This is a genomic window from Citrobacter sp. wls619, from assembly GCF_005281345.1.
Lineage (GTDB): Bacteria > Pseudomonadota > Gammaproteobacteria > Enterobacterales > Enterobacteriaceae > Citrobacter.
The window spans coordinates 134,808-154,911 of the sequence record NZ_SZXJ01000044.1 but is presented as its reverse complement, the minus strand read 5'-3'; the positions used below and the strand labels follow the sequence as shown (position 1 = coordinate 154,911).

Annotated in this window: 19 protein-coding genes; 10 read left to right on the top strand and 9 right to left on the bottom strand. The window is 51.4% G+C overall.

The genetic code is table 11. The features are described from left to right. Nucleotide 1 precedes the first annotated feature (1 nt). The 4 genes from hybO to yghX form a co-directional block, all read right to left on the bottom strand. Nucleotides 2-1,120, bottom strand: a complete 1,119-nt coding sequence (gene hybO, locus FDX19_RS10010) for a hydrogenase 2 small subunit (RefSeq protein ID WP_016154493.1) — start codon at nucleotides 1,118-1,120, stop codon at nucleotides 2-4. Between the two features lie 188 nt (nucleotides 1,121-1,308). Further along, on the bottom strand, nucleotides 1,309-1,596 hold the full coding sequence (locus FDX19_RS10005) for a DUF2623 family protein (protein ID WP_048213218.1): 288 nt from the start codon (nucleotides 1,594-1,596) through the stop codon (nucleotides 1,309-1,311). 85 nt (nucleotides 1,597-1,681) lie between these two features. Continuing rightward, entirely contained in the window at nucleotides 1,682-3,322 is a 1,641-nt protein-coding gene (locus tag FDX19_RS10000) for a methyl-accepting chemotaxis protein (RefSeq protein WP_137382579.1), read from the bottom strand. Between the two features lie 215 nt (nucleotides 3,323-3,537). Then, a complete protein-coding gene (gene yghX, locus FDX19_RS09995; protein ID WP_137382578.1) occupies nucleotides 3,538-4,425 on the bottom strand; it encodes a YghX family hydrolase in 888 nt (295 codons plus the stop codon). A gap of 155 nt (nucleotides 4,426-4,580) precedes the next feature. On the opposite strand from yghX, the gene FDX19_RS09990 reads away from it, so the two are divergent. Then, the gene (locus FDX19_RS09990; RefSeq protein ID WP_137382577.1) at nucleotides 4,581-5,621 is read left to right on the top strand and encodes an aldo/keto reductase; all 1,041 of its coding nucleotides are present in this window, start codon (nucleotides 4,581-4,583) and stop codon (nucleotides 5,619-5,621) included. A gap of 77 nt (nucleotides 5,622-5,698) precedes the next feature. On the opposite strand, the gene FDX19_RS09985 is transcribed toward FDX19_RS09990, so the two are convergent. Further along, nucleotides 5,699-6,202, bottom strand: coding sequence for an ESA_00282 family adhesion-associated protein (locus FDX19_RS09985; RefSeq protein ID WP_368666074.1), 504 nt, complete (start codon nucleotides 6,200-6,202; stop codon nucleotides 5,699-5,701). A 103-nt stretch (nucleotides 6,203-6,305) separates the two neighbouring features. On the opposite strand from FDX19_RS09985, the gene FDX19_RS09980 reads away from it, so the two are divergent. Together FDX19_RS09980 and FDX19_RS09975 are read left to right on the top strand one after the other, a co-directional pair. Beyond that, nucleotides 6,306-6,710 carry a hypothetical protein gene (locus FDX19_RS09980; RefSeq protein ID WP_137382575.1) on the top strand — a complete coding sequence of 135 codons (405 nt, stop codon included), beginning with the start codon at nucleotides 6,306-6,308 and terminating at the stop codon, nucleotides 6,708-6,710. 1 nt (nucleotide 6,711) lies between these two features. Further along, the gene (locus FDX19_RS09975) at nucleotides 6,712-7,119 is read left to right on the top strand and encodes a hypothetical protein (protein ID WP_005123132.1); all 408 of its coding nucleotides are present in this window, start codon (nucleotides 6,712-6,714) and stop codon (nucleotides 7,117-7,119) included. Nucleotides 7,120-7,194: 75 nt separating this feature from the next. Here FDX19_RS09975 and exbD read toward each other — a convergent pair whose 3' ends face one another. Next, nucleotides 7,195-7,620 (bottom strand): TonB system transport protein ExbD, encoded by a 426-nt coding sequence (exbD, locus tag FDX19_RS09970; RefSeq protein WP_048213224.1) that lies wholly within the window; start codon nucleotides 7,618-7,620, stop codon nucleotides 7,195-7,197. Between the two features lie 6 nt (nucleotides 7,621-7,626). Then, nucleotides 7,627-8,361 (bottom strand): tol-pal system-associated acyl-CoA thioesterase, encoded by a 735-nt coding sequence (gene exbB, locus FDX19_RS09965; RefSeq protein ID WP_137382574.1) that lies wholly within the window; start codon nucleotides 8,359-8,361, stop codon nucleotides 7,627-7,629. 251 nt (nucleotides 8,362-8,612) lie between these two features. On the opposite strand from exbB, the gene metC reads away from it, so the two are divergent. Together metC and yghB are read left to right on the top strand one after the other, a co-directional pair. Next, complete coding sequence (gene metC, locus FDX19_RS09960; protein ID WP_137382573.1) at nucleotides 8,613-9,800, top strand: cystathionine beta-lyase; 1,188 nt, start codon at nucleotides 8,613-8,615, stop codon at nucleotides 9,798-9,800. Between the two features lie 131 nt (nucleotides 9,801-9,931). After that, a complete protein-coding gene (gene yghB / locus FDX19_RS09955; protein ID WP_137382572.1) occupies nucleotides 9,932-10,591 on the top strand; it encodes a DedA family general envelope maintenance protein YghB in 660 nt (219 codons plus the stop codon). Between the two features lie 82 nt (nucleotides 10,592-10,673). Here the strand turns inward: yghB and FDX19_RS09950 are convergent, their stop codons facing one another. Beyond that, nucleotides 10,674-11,573, bottom strand: a complete 900-nt coding sequence (locus FDX19_RS09950; protein ID WP_137382571.1) for an AraC family transcriptional regulator — start codon at nucleotides 11,571-11,573, stop codon at nucleotides 10,674-10,676. Nucleotides 11,574-11,766: 193 nt separating this feature from the next. Between FDX19_RS09950 and yqhD the strand changes: the two genes are divergently transcribed. The 4 genes from yqhD (at nucleotide 11,767) to FDX19_RS09930 (ending at nucleotide 16,123) form a co-directional block, all read left to right on the top strand. Continuing rightward, complete coding sequence (gene yqhD / locus FDX19_RS09945; protein ID WP_137382570.1) at nucleotides 11,767-12,930, top strand: alcohol dehydrogenase; 1,164 nt, start codon at nucleotides 11,767-11,769, stop codon at nucleotides 12,928-12,930. A gap of 222 nt (nucleotides 12,931-13,152) precedes the next feature. Then, nucleotides 13,153-13,980: a 2,5-didehydrogluconate reductase DkgA gene (gene dkgA / locus FDX19_RS09940; protein ID WP_137382569.1), complete on the top strand. Its 828-nt coding sequence runs from the start codon at nucleotides 13,153-13,155 to the stop codon at nucleotides 13,978-13,980. A 188-nt stretch (nucleotides 13,981-14,168) separates the two neighbouring features. Further along, nucleotides 14,169-15,623 carry a DASS family sodium-coupled anion symporter gene (locus FDX19_RS09935; protein ID WP_137382568.1) on the top strand — a complete coding sequence of 485 codons (1,455 nt, stop codon included), beginning with the start codon at nucleotides 14,169-14,171 and terminating at the stop codon, nucleotides 15,621-15,623. Between the two features lie 44 nt (nucleotides 15,624-15,667). Continuing rightward, complete coding sequence (locus FDX19_RS09930) at nucleotides 15,668-16,123, top strand: HIT family protein (RefSeq protein WP_137382567.1); 456 nt, start codon at nucleotides 15,668-15,670, stop codon at nucleotides 16,121-16,123. Between the two features lie 121 nt (nucleotides 16,124-16,244). Here FDX19_RS09930 and FDX19_RS09925 read toward each other — a convergent pair whose 3' ends face one another. Next, nucleotides 16,245-18,416 carry a YgiQ family radical SAM protein gene (locus tag FDX19_RS09925; protein WP_040233974.1) on the bottom strand — a complete coding sequence of 724 codons (2,172 nt, stop codon included), beginning with the start codon at nucleotides 18,414-18,416 and terminating at the stop codon, nucleotides 16,245-16,247. 201 nt (nucleotides 18,417-18,617) lie between these two features. Here FDX19_RS09925 and FDX19_RS09920 point away from each other — a divergent pair, with 201 nt between their 5' ends. Next, nucleotides 18,618-20,093, top strand: a complete 1,476-nt coding sequence (locus FDX19_RS09920; protein ID WP_137382566.1) for a TrkH family potassium uptake protein — start codon at nucleotides 18,618-18,620, stop codon at nucleotides 20,091-20,093. Nucleotides 20,094-20,104 lie beyond the last annotated feature (11 nt).

Below are 20,104 nucleotides of genomic sequence, written 5' to 3'. Positions count from 1 at the left end.
GTTATTCTCCCCGTGAGTCAGCGTTATCTTTCTTCTGCTGACGCCCCAGTTCACGTACCGCCATCACGCTGACGCCGGCAACCAGTCCTACTACGCCGCCAAGCAGCCCAATAGCCCCAGCTGAAATGTTGCCGCCTTCTTTCATGTTGACATCAGGCTTCTCTGAACGCGGGGTTTGGTTTTCCACATGGGCGAGTTGGTGAATGCCTTTATGGAAACCGACGCCTTCTTCGTTACAGCCGTAGCAAGGGTGACCGATCGCCACCGGCCACACGCCGCCAACGTCGCAGAATTGCAATGTTGAGCAGTTGCCGTACGTTTCTGGCCCTTTACAGCCCAGATGATAGAGGCACCAACCTTCACGGTGGCCTTCATCGCCGAACTCTTTAGCAAAACGACCGGCATCAAAGTGCGGGCGACGTTCGCAGTGTTCGTGAATCAAACGACCGTAGGCAAATGTCGGACGGTTTTTGGTATCCAGCTTCGGCGGCTTACCGTAAGTGATGATATGCGCGACCGTGGCGAGGAAGTTATGCGGGTTAGGCGGACAGCCTGGGATGTTGATGATGGTTTTGCCTGGCAGAACTTCTTGCAAGCCGACGGCACCCGTTGGGTTCACGCCAGCGGCAGCGACACCACCCCATGCGGCACAAGAGCCGATAGCGATGATAGCTGCTGCACCTTCGGCCGCTCTGCGGATGTGATCCACAATTGGCTCACCGGCAACCATGCAGTAAATACCATTATCTTTTAGTGGTATAGAACCATCTACCACCAGAACATATTGCCCTTTGTACTTCTCCAGAGCGTTATGTTTGTTCTCTTCGACCTGGTGGCCAAAGGCGGCAGAGAGTACCTCATGGTATTCCAGAGAGATCGTCTCCAGAACGAGGTTTTCCACTGTAGGGTGTGTCGCACGAAGCAGCGATTCAGTACAACCCGTACACTCCTGAGCACCAATCCAGATAACCGGTGGGCGCTGAGGACGAGAAACTGATTCGGCCATTTCTGCGGCGGCTTTGCTACTGAGCCCCATGGTAGCGGCCAGTGCTGCACAAAGCTTCATGAAATCACGGCGATTGATGCCGTTCGAATTGATGAGAGAATTATCTCCAGTCATTTTATTGTTATTCCGTTGCGAAGACCTGGCTTTTATTTTGCACCATTCGCATGTTGCTTATTGCGATCGGCGCGCCATTACCACACTTTTTATATGGTTATGTGCATTATAATACTTCGGCGGAGCAACAAAACGAAGGCGTAGGTCAATAGTGTAATTAATTAAAGCAAGATAATACCCCTTTTGGATCAAGCTTCGAGCCGATAGCCGGCCATGAAAAACCGAATTGTTGTACTCGACTGGTTCTCTTTGAAGAAATCCATCACCATCTCTTTATCCAGCCCGTAACGGCGCGTCAGGATCCCCGCTTCCCACGCGCTGAGCTGTCGGTCACCCGTTTTTTCAAACATTCGATGTGAAAAACCCAGAACAAAACCGCGTTTATAATCTGAACAAAAATTCGCCACTGAACGAGCACTGTCCGCACTTGAGGCGTTCAATCCGGCCATCAGGCCCTTACCAAAATGGTTGTCCATGCATAACCTCCAATCGCTATATAACAAATTATATAGCGATTTTTTAAGCAAAGGCCAGAGGTATCACGCACTTTTTTGTGCCAGATTAAAAGGACACCCACTCGTCCGTTTTAGGCGCTGCAGAGGTTCTGCTTTCTGCGGAAGGGGACGCGGTATTTATCGATGCATATTGCACATCGTTGGCTGAAAGCCGGAATTGCTGTACAGAGCGTTGCAGCTCTTCCGTTTGCCGTTCCAGCGCTACTGCCGCAGCGGAGACTTGTTCTACTAACGCGGCATTCTGTTGCGTCACGCTGTCCATCTGAGTGATCGCAACGCTGACCTGCGAGATACCTTTATTCTGCTCTTCAGAAGCAGAGGCAATTTGTTTCATGATAACGGTCACTTCGGTCGCGCCGCGCAGAATCGCTTCCATCGTTAACCCGGTCTCTTTGACCAGTCGCGCCCCCTGATCGACACGACGCGACGATTCACCGATTAATGTCTCAATCTCTTTTGCCGCGCCGGCGCTACGGCTGGCGAGATTACGGACTTCCCCCGCTACCACGGCAAAACCACGTCCCTGTTCACCAGCCCTGGCCGCTTCAACAGCGGCGTTAAGCGCCAGAATGTTGGTCTGGAAAGCAATGCTATTAATGACGGAGGTAATCTCTGCTATCTGTTTAGAACTGGCAGCAATACCGTCCATGGTGTCGACCACTTCAGAAACCAACTTACTTCCTTTACCTGCCGTTTCTGTTGCGGTATCGGCAAGCTGGCTGGCCTCACGTGCATTTTCGGCGTTAAGTTTTACCGTTGCGGTCAACTCTTCCATGCTGGCTGCTGTCTCTTCCAGCGCCGCCGCCTGCTCTTCAGTACGGGAAGAGAGATCGTTATTGCCGGTAGAAATTTCCGTAGCGCCTCGCCAGATGTTGTCACTGCCTGAACGAATCGTACTTACGGCTTCACGCAGGCTGTCCTGCATTGCGCACAATAAAGGGACCAGCTGGCCGACACAGTTCCGGCCGAATTCTTCAATCGGATGGCTGAGATCGCCCTGGGCAATCTGGCGGAACTGCTGGCGAATACGGCCGAGAGGTTTCACCATCATGGTAACGAGGTAACGATCGGTGAAGAAAAGGAGGGCGATCCCGAGGATAACGGCAGTAATAATCAGTGTCCGAATGATCGACGTTTTACCGTCTACCATAATACGCGTCGCGTCCAGTCGCATGCCGGCAGCGGCATTAAACCGCTCAGCGCTGGCACCAAATTCTCGGCTCAGTGCGGGCGTAATCGTGCTGGCATGTTCCGAAAACGCCGTCAGCGAGCCCTGCTGAGCCAGCTGCATTTGCGGTATCACGCCTTTATCCAGCAAAGCTTGCCACTTAGCCAGCACTGCTGCTGAAATTTCCGGGTCCATCGGACCGGGAGACAATGTTTTCATCTCCTGGAGCTTTTGGCTCAGATTATCCAGCGATTGCTGGGCAGGTGTGAAATCAGGCGTTCCACCACCAATTTTGACATCCACTGCGCGGCTCAGGCGCGTCACAAAGCGAAAGTACTGATCGTTCCCCTGGCTCAGCACCGTCATCTGTTTGACGAGATGGCGGTCAATATCATTCCCTTCTGATATTTTTGATAAAGCATGAAGACTGAATAAACCCACGCCCGACCAGAGCAGGCAAAAAAGTCCAAGTATTGCCAGCATGACAATACGAATAGTGAAGTTTTTCAGCAAATACATAATAATTTCCTTGCCATTGATGAGGAATTCGCCATCAGGCGATACTTTCCCTTGTTATCGGCAGGCAATGGAGAAGATATAATACGTTCTTTATTTTTTTACTTTTTTAAGTCTATCTATTATCCCTGCGGGTCATATCAATATGAATGTTAATGAAATTAGGTAGCATTATTATTCAGATAATTAACCTAAAGCTGTAAATAATGCGTTGTTTTTCATAACAAATATTTATCAAACCAGGCAAGAGTGCGTTCCCAGGCTAAATCAGCAGCTGCTTTATCATAACGGGGTGTCGAATCGTTATGAAAGCCATGATTAACACCGGGATAGATATATGCTTGATAGATTTTCTTATTCGCTTTGAGTGCAGCTTCATAAGCGGGCCAGCCTTCATTAATTCGAGTGTCTAGTTCTGCATAGTGTAATAATAAAGGCGCATTAATTTTAGGGACATCGGAAGCCGGTACCTGACGCCCATAAAAGGGCACCGCACATGCCAGTTCAGGGAAAGCAACAGCCGCGGCATTCGCCACCCCGCCGCCGTAGCAAAATCCGGTGATCCCCACCTTTCCCGTCGTCATCGAATAACGCTGCATAAACTCAATAGCGGCAAAAAAATCATTCATCAGCTTAACGGGATCAACCTGCTGCTGTAATTCCCGGCCTTTATCATCATTGCCGGGATAACCGCCCAGTGAACTTAATCCATCGGGGGCCAGCGCAATATAACCGGCCTTCGCCACCCGCCGTGCTACATCCTCAATATACGGATTCAAACCGCGATTCTCATGTACCACAACCACTGCCGGAACCTTCCCCTTCACCTTCGCGGGTTTCACCAGATAACCTCGCACATCACCATGCCCATCAGGCGATGGAAAGGTAATGTATTCTGCCAGAATATCGGGATCGGTAAATTCTACCTGCGTTGCCAGAGCATAATTCGGTTTCAGCAAATTGAATAGCGCCAGTGCCGTCATGCCCCCTACCGCATATTTCGCCGCCAGATTCAGAAACGCTCGTTTAGATATTTTGCCATGGGCGTAATAGTCATAGTAATCGAGCAACTCCTGCGGAAAGTCTTTAGCAGTCAAACGCGGCATGGTCGCACTCCTGAATGATGTTTTTTTAAGCAAAGCACAGTGGTCTGTTTTTGCCCAGTTTTTCATCCCAATGTGACCTGGTGAACGGGATATTCACCACGAACCCGCTAGAATAGAAACGTTGTTTTGAAATTCACCTGCACTAAGGAGATCTCATGGCCTGGTTTGCCAATCCTGAACGTTATGAGCAAATGCTCTATCGCTACTGTGGTCGCAGCGGTTTGCGCTTGCCCGCGCTGTCGCTGGGGTTATGGCACAGTTTTGGACACGTTCACGCTCTGGATTCACAACGAGCACTGCTGCGAAAAGCATTTGATTTAGGGATCACGCATTTTGATTTAGCCAACAACTACGGACCGCCTCCTGGCAGTGCTGAAGAGAATTTTGGCCGATTACTGCGCGAGGATTTTGCCCACTATCGTGATGAATTGATCATCTCGACCAAAGCGGGTTACGACATGTGGCCGGGACCGTACGGTTCTGGCGGCTCACGCAAGTATCTGCTGGCCAGCCTCGACCAGAGCCTTAAGCGTATGGGTCTCGAATACGTCGATATCTTCTATTCGCACCGCGTTGATGAAAACACCCCAATGGAAGAAACCGCCTCGGCGCTGGCCCATGCCGTGCAAAGTGGCAAAGCGCTGTATGTCGGCATCTCATCTTATTCGCCAGAGCGCACGCAGAAGATGGCCGAACTGCTGCGGGAATGGAAAATTCCGCTGCTTATCCACCAGCCATCCTACAACCTGCTTAACCGCTGGGTAGACAGCAGCGGCTTGCTGGATACACTGGAATCCAACGGGATGGGCTGTATTGCTTTCACCCCGTTGGCGCAGGGGTTGCTGACGGGGAAATACCTCAACGGCATTCCTGAGGGTTCCCGCATGCAGCGTGAAGGGAAAAAAGTCCGTGGACTGACGGAAAATATGCTGACGGAAGCCAATCTTAACAGTCTGCGTTTGCTCAATGAGATGGCTCAACAGCGTGGGCAGTCGATGGCGCAAATGGCGTTAAGCTGGTTACTAAAAGATAACCGGGTCACATCGGTATTAATTGGCGCCAGCCGGCCTGAGCAGTTGGAAGAGAACGTTCAGGCACTGGCTAATCTGACGTTCAGCGCCGAAGAACTGGCACAGATCGATAAACATGTCGCGGACGGCAAGCTCAATCTGTGGCAGGCCTCATCAGACAAATAATGATCTGACTATTACGCCGGGTGCAGTCCTGCCCGGCGTCATGGTCTGCTGATGAGAGTGGACACGTCAATCTCGCCTCACACCTCGTCCTCTTTAATCAACGGACGCTGGTATTCCGGCCACACCAGCGCGACAAGCGCAGGATAGGCTTCCAGGCTGAACTCCCTGAAGCACTGTCGCAAGTTAAGCACATCCAGATCGGCGTGCGGGACTTTCTCCCCGCTGAGGCAGCGCTTTTTGATATTGTCGTAATACTTATAAACCGCAGAGTTAAGATCGCTACAGCGCCGCTGCGCGTCAAAGAGCCCGTGCGTTTCATTCAGCTCCACCATCGTCATCCGCTTGACTGTGGAGTGGATAAAATCGATATATTCGTGATTGACTCGCCAATACCATACCGGAGTAATCGAATTCATCAGGGCAGAAAAATGATCTTCTCCCTCTTCTTTACTTAGCAGTTCCGGCTGGTGCTGTGCGTTAACATCTTCGGCATAACGGTTTTTATTTGCACTACGCATTAGCAAAAGTACCCCGCAGGTAAGCAATAGCAGGGTAATAACAGAATAAAATATACTGTTCATAGCAGGCTCCATTTTTTTTGATTTTAAAATTACCCCATGCTATTGTCAACGCGGCCTACCTTATTAAAAACATCATATTATTGGCAGCAAAGGATATTTCAACATGCTTCCCGAGCATCTTGTTCCCTCTCGTTTTCATTTATCCGCAACCCCGAACAATACAAACACCACAGAAAATAGTGAAAATTTGACTCAGGGAAAGATAACGCTAAGTGATTACGAATCAGAAATTTTGATTAGTTCCGCAGCTACCGGCCAGTCCCGGAATATGTTATTTGAAGAGTGCGATCGTCATTTAAAAGAGCGTCTTTTCCGCGCCGCAAAAATCGAGTCATTTACTCGCCTGCTCAATTCATTACAGGCGGAAGGCGACATTAACGCCCAGGAATTAAGTAAAATTTTGGCCCAAAAAACAGCCATGATAAATGAACAAGGCAACAAAATTTGGCTTAATTTAATTACTCGCGAAACCAACGATCCTATTTTTTATTCTCTGGAAGAGAAATAAAATGAAAGATGTTGAAGATAATAATGTTTATTTGGCTTTAGATAACCATAAAAGTGATGAGTTTGTCTTAAAACAAAATCTGTCTGTGTTGATAGCCAATAAAAACGCGACGCTGGAAAGCCTTGCTCAAGAGATGGTTTCTATACCCGCCGCGCTGGTGCGAATGAAATGGCAAAATCGTCATGAAATCTACGCACTGCAAGCCAAAGAAGAGATTTACGGTGCCACTATCGAGGCCATCATCGCTCAGCAGCCAGAATTGCGGGACAAAATCATGGCCCGTCTGGAAAGCACATACCAGCATCTGCTTGCGCGTGAAACCGCCACATTGCGCCTGACCCGTAAGCTATCCGAAGGGAATTACGAGCCCACAAAAATCACGACGGTGGCGTTGGACGAGAACAGATAAGGCAAAAGACTTGCAGGGGTGTGATATCAGGAGAAGCTTGCCGGGCAAGGTCGCACCTGTACCCGGCAACAAGGATTATTTGGCTTTCACGGTCTCTTCACCGACCAAACCAATCTTCAGGTAGCCCGCCTGATGCAACGTATCCATAACCTTCATCATGGTTTCGTAGTCGACGGTTTTATCTGCCCGGAAGAAGATAGTGGTGTCTTTCTTGCCTTCCGTTAACGCGTTTAGCTCGTTAATCATCGTCTCATCGGTGACCTGATCGTTACCAATAAACATGGTGTTATCGGCTTTTACTGACAGGTAAACCGGTTTTTCCGGACGCGGTTGCGGCGTACTGGTGGATGCAGGGAGATTCACCTTCACATCCACGGTTGCCAGCGGCGCTGCCACCATAAAGATGATCAACAATACCAGCATGACGTCGATAAACGGCGTCACGTTGATGTCATGCATTTCACCGTTATCGTCCAGGTTTTCATTAAAGCTCATTGCCATGGAACATTATCCTACACGTAATTTCTGCGCAGCACGTACCGGGTGTGCAGACGCGCTTGCACTCAGGTCCAGGTCACGACTTTGCAGCAACAGCACCTGCGCCGCGACATCGCCCAGCATCGCTTTATAGCTGCCAATCTGACGAGCAAAAATGTTGTAGATAACAACAGCAGGGATTGCCGCGACCAGACCGATCGCGGTCGCTAACAAGGCTTCTGCAATACCTGGAGCAACTACAGCCAGGTTGGTGGTTTGGGTTTGTGCGATACCGATGAAGCTATTCATGATGCCCCATACGGTACCAAACAACCCGACAAATGGAGAGATAGCCCCGATGGTTGCCAGGTATCCATTACCCCGACCCATCTGACGGCCAACAGCGGCAACGCGACGTTCCAGACGGAAACCGGTACGCTCTTTGATCCCTTCGTTATCATCACTGCCTGCTGACAGTTCCAGTTCATTCTGCGCTTCATTAATCAGCAGAGAACCCAGGCTTTTGGCATCGAATCCAGCGGCAATCTCACTTGCCATTTCTAAAGAGCGGGCATCTGCCAGCATTTGCTGTTCACGCTTAAGACGGCGCTTCTGCGTAAAGAACTCAAGGCTCTTACTAAAGAAGATAGCCCAGGTGACCACTGACGCCAAAATAAGCCCAATCATCACGCACTTAACCACGATATCGGCGTGCTGATACATACCCCAGACGGAAAGGTCCGTCTGCATCAAATTATTACCCACTCTGTATCTCCAGGACGCAAATCACAAAATCTGAGCGTAATCATATCAAAACGACGTCGAATTGATAGTCGTTCTCATTACTATTTACATAGTGCCGCACCTTTGGTTTCTTTTCCTTGCGCTCACGCAGTAAAAAAGTCACCAGAAATCGATTTGAGAATATTTTGTACTTTATGGCTATTCTGCAGGACGCGGCAGATGAGATTCATGCTAGTTTAGACATCCAGACGTATAAAAACAGGTAATACAACATGGCAGATAAGCAGCTTGAGACCAAACTCGTTCACGCCGGGCGTAGTAAAAAATACACGCTGGGTTCGGTAAATAGCGTGATCCAGCGCGCGTCTTCACTGGTATTCGACACCGTTGAGGCGAAAAAACAGGCGACGCATAACCGCGCAAACGGTGCCCTTTTCTATGGACGCCGCGGCACGCTGACGCATTTCTCACTGCAGGAAGCGATGTGTGAACTGGAAGGCGGCGCGGGCTGCGCCCTGTTCCCCTGCGGTGCAGCAGCCGTTGCCAACACCATCCTTGCCTTTGTTGAACAAGGCGATCATGTGCTGATGACCAACACCGCCTATGAACCCAGCCAGGATTTCTGCACTAAGGTACTGGGCAAACTTGGCGTGACAACCGGCTGGTTCGATCCGCTGGTTGGCGCGGATATTGTGAAGCATATACAGCCGAACACTAAAGTCGTTTTTCTTGAGTCTCCAGGTTCTGTCACCATGGAAGTTCATGATGTTCCAGCCATTGTTGCCGCAGTCAGAAGCGTAGTACCTGACGCGATCATCATGATTGATAACACCTGGGCTGCGGGCGTGTTGTTCAACGCGCTGGATTTCGGTATCGATATCTCAATTCAGGCAGGAACGAAATATCTGATTGGTCATTCTGACGGCATGGTTGGGACAGCGGTATCCAATGCCCGTTGCTGGGATCAACTGCGTGAAAACGCCTATCTGATGGGACAAATGCTGGATGCTGATACCGCCTATATGACCAGCCGCGGATTGCGGACGTTAAGCGTTCGCCTGCGCCAACACCATGAAAGCAGTTTAAAAGTCGCCGAATGGCTGGCTGACCATCCGCAGGTTGCCCGCGTGAATCACCCGGCCCTTCCCGGCAGTAAGGGACACGAGTTCTGGAAACGCGACTTTACCGGTAGCAGCGGTCTGTTCTCATTTGTTCTGAATAAGAAGCTAAATAATGAAGAGCTGTCTGCGTATCTGGATCACTTCAGCCTGTTCAGCATGGCCTATTCCTGGGGCGGTTTTGAATCACTGATTCTGGCTAACCAACCGGAACATATCGCGGCAATCCGTCCCGAAGGCAAAGTGGACTTCAGCGGAACGCTCATCCGTTTACACATCGGTTTAGAAAATGTTGACGATCTGATTGCCGATTTAGCCGCAGGATTTACCCGAATCGAGTAACATTGCCGCAGATGGACATATATGCAGACACTTCTGGTGGAAAAGTCTGCAATTGTTGCGTCCGGGATCAAGGCATCCCGGACAATTCAGGAGTACAATCCACTTATAAACGCTGTTCCACAGGAAAGTCCATGGTAGTCATTCAAGATATTATTTCCGCGCTCTGGCAACACGATTTTGCCGCGCTGGCGGACCCACACGTCGTGAGCGTGGTGTACTTTGTGATGTTCGCCACGTTGTTTTTAGAAAATGGCCTACTGCCCGCTTCCTTTTTGCCCGGTGACAGCCTGCTATTACTGGCAGGAGCGCTGATCGCTCAGGACGTGATGAGTTTTTTACCTACCATAGCGATTCTGACTGCCGCTGCCAGCCTCGGTTGCTGGCTGAGCTACATTCAGGGGCGCTGGCTGGGCAATACACGAACAGTGAAAGGCTGGCTGGCACAATTACCTGAAAAATATCATCAGCGTGCTACCTGTATGTTTGACCAACACGGGTTGATGGCACTACTCGCCGGACGTTTCCTGGCGTTTGTACGTACCTTGCTGCCAACCATGGCGGGGATTTCAGGGCTGCCTAACCGTCGCTTCCAGTTTTTTAACTGGCTGAGCGGTCTGCTGTGGGTCACTGTGGTCACCAGTTTCGGCTATGCGCTCAGCATGATCCCGTTCGTTAAACGCCACGAAGATCAGGTAATGACCTTTTTAATGATCCTGCCTATCGCCCTGCTAACCGCAGGTCTGCTGGGAACGCTGTTTGTGGTGATTAAAAAAAAATACTGTAGCGCCTGAGCTACGTCCGTAGGCCGGGTAAACCCCGGCATTCGCCTTATGGCGCGCAGCGTTAAGGCCTACGGTGTAACTGTCAGGCCGATCAACTCCCCTGCATCATCCGAATTCTGGCGGCATCTTCCCCTGGCGTGACGCCAAAGTAACGTTTGAACTCCCGACTAAACTGCGATGCACTCTCATAACCTACGCGCATGGCCGCCGCACTGGCTTTCATCCCGTCATGAATCATCATCATCCGCGCTTTATGCAATCGATAGCTCTTCAGATACTGCAACGGTGAAGTACTGGTCACTGATTTAAAATTATGATGGAACGCCGACACGCTCATATTGGCCTCTGCCGCCAGTTGCTCAACATTGAGATTTTCGGTGTACTTGGTTTCAATTCGCTTCAGCACCCGGCTTATCAAACTGAAATGAGTCTGGCGACTGACCAGCGCCAGCAAGGCTCCGCCACGTGGCCCAGTCAGCACATGGTAGAGGATCTCACGAATGATCTGTTTTCCCAAAATACGTGCATCCAATGGCCGCTCCATCACATCCAGCAGGCGTTCCGCCGCACAGAGAATTTCATCGGATAGAGTCGCCGAATTGATCCCGCTTGCCGCCATTGCGGGTTGAAACAACTCATCCTCACCAATATCCATCAGCAATTCCTGCAACTGCAGGATATCGACGTTCAGGCGGATACCAGCCAACGGAACGTCCGGTGTCGCATAAGTTTCACATTCAAAGGGTAAAGGTACTGTGAGCAGTAAGTATTCGTTGGCATCATAGCGAAAGACACGCTCGTTGATATAACCAATTTTATATCCTGAAAAGAGAAATATAATGCCAGGCTGATACATCACGGGTGTGCGCACCCCGGGTTCAGAGCCGTACAGTAAGCGAATATCAGGCAGCAGATCATTCAATTTATTTTCATTATTTTTCAGCTGCTTAATTTTATCTGTCAGCAGGAGACAGATCTCATCACGGTTCATAGGGCACCACTTCATCATTGATTTGCAACCTTGATATAGTGCGCACTTTTATCCATTTTCTCCAGTAGTCTGTAGAAATGGGCAAGACATCGGCAGAAATGAGCATTGAGAGGAACGCGTCTGACGACCACAATGTTCACCATCAGGCAGACACTCGCCTACCCTCTTTTTTACCCACACAAGGTAACGAGCAATGAACAACTTTAATCTCCATACCCCAACCCGCATTCTGTTTGGTAAAGGCGCGATTGCAGAACTGCGCGACCAAATCCCGCAGGATGCTCGCGTACTGATTACCTACGGCGGTGGTAGCGTGAAAAAAACAGGCGTTCTGGCACAAGTTCAGGACGTACTGAAAGGTCTGGATGTGCTCGAGTTTGGCGGTATTGAGCCGAACCCATCCTATGAAACGCTGATGAACGCGGTAAAAATCGTGCGTGATGAGAAGGTGACATTCCTGCTGGCGGTAGGCGGCGGTTCTGTACTGGATGGCACAAAATTCATCGCCGCAGCGGCACATTATGCAGACGGCGTTGACCCGTGGCGCATTCTGGAAACTCGCGGTAACGACGTACAAAGCGCCGTCCCAATGGGCTCGGTACTGACCCTGCCAGCAACTGGCTCTGAATCTAACTCTGGCGCGGTAATTTCGCGTAAAACGACTGGCGACAAACTGGCCTTCATGACCCCGTTTGTCCAGCCGGTATTTGCTGTACTCGATCCGGTTTACACCTATACTCTGCCACCGCGTCAGGTTGCCAACGGCGTGGTAGATGCTTTTGTTCATACCGTAGAACAATACGTGACTTATCCGGTAGACGGGAAAATTCAGGATCGCTTCGCCGAAGGCATTCTGCTGACGCTGATAGAAGACGGTCCGAAAGCGTTGCAGGAGCCGGAAAACTACAATGTGCGTGCGAACGTCATGTGGGCAGCCACTCAGGCACTGAACGGCCTGATCGGCGCAGGCGTACCGCAGGACTGGGCAACCCATATGCTGGGTCACGAACTGACGGCAATGCACGGACTTGACCACGCTCAGACGCTGGCAATCGTCCTGCCTGCATTGTGGAATGAAAAACGCGATACCAAGCGTGCCAAACTGCTGCAATACGCAGAGCGCATCTGGAATATCACCGAAGGCTCCGAAGACCAGCGCATTGATGCCGCGATTGCCGCCACCCGTCAGTTCTTCGAACAAATGGGTGTACCGACTCGCCTGTCTGACTACGGTCTGGATGGCAGCTCCATCCCGGCACTGCTGGAAAAACTGGAAGCGCATGGCGGTACGAAACTGGGCGAACATCAGGACATTACGCTGGACGTCAGCCGCCGGATTTACGAAGCTGCCCGCTAAGGTTTTTTGACCTCTGACTTTCGTTTTTGGCTATTTATACCAGGCTTAAGTCACATAAACCTCACCGGGGCTTGCTCCGGTGTACTCAATTTACACCCAATCATTCAGATGCTTCGAGGCGGCAGTTGAGTGAATCCCCGGGAGCGTACATAAGTCCGCGACCGGGGTAAACGCAAGCAGCCAACAAAGAGGCAGCCTGAAGGATTAAGTGTGGGGGGAATTATGACCGGTCCAACCATTATCAAGCTACAGGATGGTAACGTCATGCCGCAACTGGGCCTGGGGGTCTGGAAGGCAAGCAACGAAGAAGTCATCACCGCCATTCATAAAGCGCTGGAAGTAGGGTATCGCTCAATTGATACCGCTGCGGCGTACAAAAACGAAGAAGGAGTCGGCAAAGCAATACGCGATGCTGGCGTACCGCGCGAAGAGTTATTCATTACCACCAAGCTGTGGAATGATGACCAGAAACGTCCGCGGGAAGCGTTGCTCGAAAGCATGGAGAAACTCCAGCTCGATTACCTCGATCTCTACCTGATGCACTGGCCTGTCCCGGCGATCGATCACTACGTTGAAGCGTGGGAAAACATGATCGACCTGCAAAAAGAGGGGCTGATTAAGAGCATCGGCGTGTGCAACTTTCAGATCAATCATCTCCAGCGCCTGATGGATGAAACCGGCGTACCTCCGGTGATTAACCAGATAGAACTTCACCCGCTTATGCAGCAACGCCAGCTTCACGCCTGGAACGCAACGCATAAAATCCAGACCGAATCCTGGAGCCCGCTGGCGCAAGGCGGTAAAGATGTATTTGATCAAAAGATCATCCGTGACCTCGCTGAAAAATATGGCAAATCACCGGCGCAGGTCGTCATTCGCTGGCATCTGGATAGCGGCCTGGTGGTGATCCCGAAATCCGTCACCCCTGCCCGCATTGCAGAGAACTTCAACGTCTGGGACTTCCGCCTGGACAAAGATGAACTCGGTGAAATCGCAAAACTCGATCAAGGTAAACGCCTGGGCCCTGACCCGGATCAGTTCGGTGGTTAATCTCTCCTCTCCAGCCCGGCATTCCCGTCGGGCTTTTCCCTTGCCGAAATATTAAGAAACAATAAACGCACAACTATAGATGTATTTATGGCACATCCACGTGCAGCATTACGCAATATAACTTACTAATTATTCAGTAATAATATTGATCTCATGAATACATCACAAATATCTATAGGTGCGTGACCATGGCGGGAAAAACACAGCAAGGCGTCAAATGGTTCCCATTGATTCTTATACTATTTATTTCTGCCGGGCTCTGGCAGCTTACCCCACCCAGTGGGCTAAGTGCGCCAGCCTGGCATTCAGCCATTATCTTCGTTGCTACCATTGCTTCTATCGTGGCAAAAGTTCTGCCTATTGGCGCAGTCGGCATTATCGGTATTACCGTTTTTGCCCTCGCTTATGCTGCCGGGGATAAAACCGCCAGCGGTGCCATTACCACTGCACTGAGCGAACTGAACAGTTCGCTGATCTGGCTGATTGTCGTCGCCTTTATGATTGCCCGCGGGTTTATCAAAACCGGCCTCGGTCGACGTATTGCGCTGCAGATGATCCGCCTGCTCGGCAAGCGCACGCTGGGACTCGCCTACGGACTGGCGTTTGCGGACCTGATACTTTCCCCCGCAATGCCAAGCAATACGGCACGCTGCGGCGGCGTCATCTATCCGATTGCCGACTCTCTGGCGCGCAGTTTCCATTCGAACCCGGAAGATGAATCCCGCAGTAAGATCGGCACCTTTCTTATCACCTGTATTGGCAACGTCAACGACGTCACCGCCGCGCTCTTTATGACCGGCTATACCGGCAACCTGTTGGCAGTGAAACTGGCAGCCAACGCGGGGGTCACGCTCACCTGGGGCAGTTGGTTTATGGCGGCGCTGCTGCCTTGCCTGGTTTCCTTACTGCTGGTTCCATTACTGGTCTACTGGATTGTGCGCCCGGAAATTAAACACACGCCGGATGCCCCGAATCTGGCGCGTAAAGAACTGGCGGAAATGGGCCGTATGTCACGCGGTGAGTGGCTGATGCTGGCTACCGTCGGTGTCCTGCTGGTGCTGTGGATTTTTGGTGATACGCTGGGCGTCGACGCCACCACCGCCTCATTTGTTGGTTTATCCATCTTGCTGCTCAGTGGCGTTCTAAGCTGGGAAGATGTCAAAAGCGAGAAAGGTGCGTGGGATACGTTGATCTGGTTTGCCGCACTATTGATGATGGCGAACCAGTTGAAAAAACTGGGCTTTACCACCTGGTTTGGCAACCTGATTGGCGATAGCCTGAGCAGTACCATGCATGGGACCAGTTGGGTGGTTGTCCTGCTGCTGCTCAACGCCGCGTACTTTTATACTCACTACTTTTTTGCCAGCGGTAATGCGCAGATTGCGGCGCTGTACGCCGTTTTCCTTGGCGTCGGCCTGCATTTAAATATTCCTGCAGCGCCTACGGCGTTGATGCTGGCCTTCACCAGCAGCCTGTACTGTTCCCTCACTCAGTACACCCACGCTCGCGGCCCGATTCTGTTTGGTGCCGGGTACGTTCCAACGGGCGTCTGGTGGCGCACAGGATTCATCATCAGCCTGTTTAATCAAGCCGTCTTTATCACCGTAGGGCTGATGTGGTGGAAGATGCTGGGTCTGTACTAAACTCACTGCGTCCTGACGAAACGTCTTATCTACGGAGAAAAGGAATGACCTGTATTTTCTGTCAAATTGTTGAAGGTAAAGCGCCCTGCCATAAAGTCTGGGAAGACGAGCATCACCTGGCCTTTCTGTCGATTTTCCCGAACACCGACGGTTTTACCGTGGTGATCCCGAAAAAGCACTATCCCAGCTATGCATTTGATATGCCGCCGCAGGCGCTGGCAGACCTGATGCTGGCGACCCAAAAAGTGGCGAAAAAACTGGATAACGCCTTCCCGGACGTCAGTCGTACGGGGATGTTCTTCGAAGGTTTCGGCGTGGATCATGTGCACAGTAAGCTCAGCCCTATGCATGGCACAGGTGATTTGACGCACTGGAAACCGATTGAGTCCCGGCAGACTAAATTTTTCGAGCAATATGAAGGGTATCTGTCGTCACATGACCACGAACGGGCTGACGATGAAAAACTGGCCGCATTAGCGGCCAGAATTCGCGAAGCATAAATACTGAGCACGTCTGCCGGATGGCGGTGCAGGCACCTTATCCGGCCTACAAAACTGTGCAGTTCGTAGGCCTGATAAGCTGTGCGCCATCAGGCATTTCTTCACCACCAGGTAAGACCGTTTAACGTCCCGCAACCTTACCGCGTTTTTTATTCGCCGCAGGTGTCTGACGCTGGTGCGCGACCGGCGTATGCTTGGTCAGTGCCGGACGGGTATGACGGTTCTGACGACGTGCTTCACGCATCTCTTCCAGCGTCGGGGCCGGAACCAGACATTCGCGACGACCGCCAATCAGATGCTTTTTCCCCATATCTTCCAGCGCCTGACGGATTAACGGCCAGTTAGCAGGATCATGGTAACGCAGCAGGGCTTTATGCAGACGACGCTGCTTATCACCTCTTGGCACCACCACATCTTCACTCTTATAACCAATTTTGCCCAACGGATTTTTCCCGGTGTAATACATGGTTGTAGAGTTTGCCAGCGGTGATGGGTAGAAGTTCTGCACTTGATCCAAACGGAAACGACGCTGTTTCAGCCACAGAGCCAGATTCACCATATCCTCATCACGCGTACCCGGGTGCGCAGAGATAAAATAGGGGATCAGGTACTGCTCTTTACCGGCCTGTTTAGAGTAGGTATCGAACAACTCTTTAAAGCGGTCGTAGCTGCCCATCCCCGGCTTCATCATCTTCGACAATGGGCCTTCTTCGGTATGCTCCGGCGCAATTTTCAGGTAGCCGCCCACATGGTGAGTTGCCAACTCTTTAATATAGCGCGGGTCCTCAACGGCGATGTCATAACGCACCCCGGATGCGATAAGGATCTTTTTAATGCCTTTCAGATCACGCGCGCGACGGTAAAGATTAATCGTCGGTTCGTGGTTAGTATCCATATGCGGGCAAATATCCGGATAAACACAGGACAGACGACGACAGGTCTGTTCTGCACGCGGAGACTTACAGCGCAGCATATACATGTTTGCCGTTGGGCCGCCGAGATCGGAAATCACGCCGGTAAAGCCCGGAACGGTATCGCGAATGGCTTCGATCTCATTAATGATCGAATCTTCAGAACGGCTCTGGATAATGCGCCCTTCGTGCTCGGTGATCGAACAGAACGAGCAACCACCAAAACAGCCACGCATGATATTGATCGAGAAACGGATCATCTCATAGGCAGGAATACGGCTGTTACCGTATGCCGGATGCGGTACGCGCTTGTACGGCAGTGCAAAGACGCTGTCCATTTCTTCAGTCGACAACGGGATCGCTGGCGGGTTAACCCAAATATAACGATCGCCATGCTTTTGCATCAGCGCACGCGCGCAGCCTGGGTTCGTTTCGTGGTGCAGAATACGCGACGCATGGGCGTACAGTACTTTGTCGCTCTTCACTTTCTCGAAAGACGGCAACAATACGTAGGTTTTTTCCCACGGCTTCGGACGCGGCGGCTGTACGGTTACCGCTTTCGCTTCTTGTTTTTTCGGTGCCACCGGTTTGTTGTCGGCACACGGCAAGTCTTCGCCATACGGATGGGGGATGGGGTCAATTTTTCCTGGCATATCCAGACGCGTGGAATCCACCCCGCTCCAGCCCGGTAGCGCTTCTTTGACCATAATCGCGGTATTCCGCACGTCGCGGATCTGATCAATGGTTTCACCCATCGCCAGACGGTGTGCGACTTCCACCAATGGGCGTTCGCCGTTACCAAACATCAGCATGTCAGCTTTTGAATCCACCAGCACGGAACGACGCACGGTATCTGACCAGTAATCGTAATGCGCAGTACGGCGCAGGCTGGCTTCAATACCGCCGAGAATAACCGGCACATCTTTCCAGGCTTCTTTACAGCGCTGGGTATAAACCAGCGTCGCACGGTCCGGGCGTTTACCCGCTACGTTGTCCGGCGTATAGGCATCGTCATGGCGCAGTCGGCGATCGGCGGTATAACGGTTGATCATCGAGTCCATGTTGCCGGCGGTTACGCCGAAGAACAGATTCGGTTTGCCCAGACGCATAAAGTCATCTTTGCTGTTCCACTCCGGCTGGGCGATAATCCCAACGCGAAAGCCCTGTGCTTCCAGCATACGGCCGCAAATAGCCATGCCGAAGCTCGGGTGATCGACGTATGCATCGCCGGTAACCAGAATGATGTCGCAGCTATCCCAGCCAAGTTGATCCATTTCGTCGCGTGACATCGGCAAAAATGGTGCCGGCCCAAAGCAGGCGGCCCAGTACTGCGGCCAGGAGAAAAGGTCTCTGTCCGGTTGGATCAGGGATATTGCGCTCATAATGCTTCCAAAAAAATGGTAAAAAAATAATCAAAGGCCGGGGATTATACGCTGTATGTCGGCAAGAAATGAAGTGGAGTCTGAGCCAGACCAGTAGAAAGTTATATAAATTGTTAAATTTTACGACGCCCATTTTTATCAATCATAATTAACACCATGCCGGCCAGCTGAGATAACTCTTTTTCGGCGGGGGATTTTTCATTGCGACTCAACGATTCACTGCATATTTCCCAGTTACGGGTTGTTGTTCACCTGTGCGGATTTCTGGTTCTTCTCTACAGCTTCTCCATGCTGCCGCCGATGACCATCGCTCTGTTAAATAAAGAGCGGAGCTTTTTCGCTTTTTTCAGCACATTTATGACTTTCTTTACCCTCGGCGGCGGGGCATGGCTGGCCACCAAACATGCGGGTATTCAACTGCGAACCCGGGATGGCTTCGTCATTATTGTTCTGTTCTGGTTGTTGTTTTCGTTTATCAGCGCAATGCCGATGTGGATGGACGATGGCTTAAATCTTTCCTTTGCCGATGCCCTGTTCGAAGGGGTTTCCGGCATCACCACCACTGGCGCAACGGTAATTGACGACGTCAGCGCCTTGCCGAAATCGTATCTGTACTACCGGGCCCAGCTCAATTTTATTGGCGGCCTGGGCGTTATTGTCCTCGCCGTGGCGGTATTGCCGCTGCTGGGTATTGGCGGCATGAAGCTGTATCAGTCTGAAATGCCGGGCCCCTTTAAAGAAGAACGCCTCACACCAAGGCTTGCGGATACTGCACGTACGCTGTGGCTGACCTACGTCATTCTGGGCCTTATCTGTACTCTGGCCTACTGGGCTGCCGGGATGTCATTCTTCGACGCCTTATGCCACGGGTTGTCGACGGTCTCTCTCGGCGGATTTTCCACCCGCAGCGAGAGCATCGGCTTTTATAACAGCCACGCTATTGAGCTCGTCGCCGGGCTGTTTTCGCTGCTGTCGGCGTTTAACTTCACCCTCTGGTACGTGGCTATCGTGAAACGTACCTTCAAGCCCTTTCGTCGTAATGCCGAGCTGCGTTTCTTTCTGCTTATTGCGTTGGTTGTCACCCTGATCGCCACCTGGCAGGTCTGGCGGGCGGGCATGTACGGGATAACGGACAGCCTGGTGCATGCCTTTTTTCTGGCCAGCTCCATGCTGACGGATAATGGCCTGTCGACGGCGGATTACGCGCAATGGCCCTCGCACACGATCTTCATGCTGCTCAGCGCCAGTTTTTTCGGCGGTTGTGTGGGATCGACCTGTGGGGGAATCAAGGTGCTGCGCTTTTTGATTATGTTCAAGCAGTGCCGTCAGGAATTACACCAGCTCGCGCATCCCCGCGCCCTGCTGAACATCAAAGTGGGCAATAACGTGGTAAGTGACCGGGTGGTGCGTTCGGTATGGAGCTTTTTCTTTCTCTACGTTTTGTTCACCAGCTTTTTTATCTGGGCGCTCAATCTGATGGGCTACGATCTTTTCTCCTCTTTCGCCACCGTCGCCGCCTGTATCAATAATATGGGGCTGGGATTTGGCGTCACCGCCACGACGTTTGGCACCTTAAATGAGGAGGCAAAGCTGTTGATGTGCGCGGCCATGATCATGGGGCGTCTGGAGATTTACCCCATTCTGATCCTGTTCTCGCGCATGTTCTGGCGGGCGTAACGCAAACCCCG

Bases quoted from the DNA above. Each gene is read 5' to 3' on its own strand.
- hybO (WP_016154493.1), bottom strand. From the start codon at position 1,120: ATGACTGGAGATAATTCTCTCATCAATTCGAACGGCATCAATCGCCGT.
- FDX19_RS10005 (WP_048213218.1), bottom strand. From the start codon at position 1,596: ATGGACAACCATTTTGGTAAGGGCCTGATGGCCGGATTGAACGCCTCA.
- FDX19_RS10000 (WP_137382579.1), bottom strand. From the start codon at position 3,322: ATGTATTTGCTGAAAAACTTCACTATTCGTATTGTCATGCTGGCAATA.
- yghX (WP_137382578.1), bottom strand. From the start codon at position 4,425: ATGCCGCGTTTGACTGCTAAAGACTTTCCGCAGGAGTTGCTCGATTAC.
- FDX19_RS09990 (WP_137382577.1), top strand. From the start codon at position 4,581: ATGGCCTGGTTTGCCAATCCTGAACGTTATGAGCAAATGCTCTATCGC.
- FDX19_RS09985 (WP_368666074.1), bottom strand. From the start codon at position 6,202: ATGAACAGTATATTTTATTCTGTTATTACCCTGCTATTGCTTACCTGC.
- FDX19_RS09980 (WP_137382575.1), top strand. From the start codon at position 6,306: ATGCTTCCCGAGCATCTTGTTCCCTCTCGTTTTCATTTATCCGCAACC.
- FDX19_RS09975 (WP_005123132.1), top strand. From the start codon at position 6,712: ATGAAAGATGTTGAAGATAATAATGTTTATTTGGCTTTAGATAACCAT.
- exbD (WP_048213224.1), bottom strand. From the start codon at position 7,620: ATGGCAATGAGCTTTAATGAAAACCTGGACGATAACGGTGAAATGCAT.
- metC (WP_137382573.1), top strand. From the start codon at position 8,613: ATGGCAGATAAGCAGCTTGAGACCAAACTCGTTCACGCCGGGCGTAGT.
- yghB (WP_137382572.1), top strand. From the start codon at position 9,932: ATGGTAGTCATTCAAGATATTATTTCCGCGCTCTGGCAACACGATTTT.
- FDX19_RS09950 (WP_137382571.1), bottom strand. From the start codon at position 11,573: ATGAACCGTGATGAGATCTGTCTCCTGCTGACAGATAAAATTAAGCAG.
- yqhD (WP_137382570.1), top strand. From the start codon at position 11,767: ATGAACAACTTTAATCTCCATACCCCAACCCGCATTCTGTTTGGTAAA.
- dkgA (WP_137382569.1), top strand. From the start codon at position 13,153: ATGACCGGTCCAACCATTATCAAGCTACAGGATGGTAACGTCATGCCG.
- FDX19_RS09935 (WP_137382568.1), top strand. From the start codon at position 14,169: ATGGCGGGAAAAACACAGCAAGGCGTCAAATGGTTCCCATTGATTCTT.
- FDX19_RS09930 (WP_137382567.1), top strand. From the start codon at position 15,668: ATGACCTGTATTTTCTGTCAAATTGTTGAAGGTAAAGCGCCCTGCCAT.
- FDX19_RS09925 (WP_040233974.1), bottom strand. From the start codon at position 18,416: ATGAGCGCAATATCCCTGATCCAACCGGACAGAGACCTTTTCTCCTGG.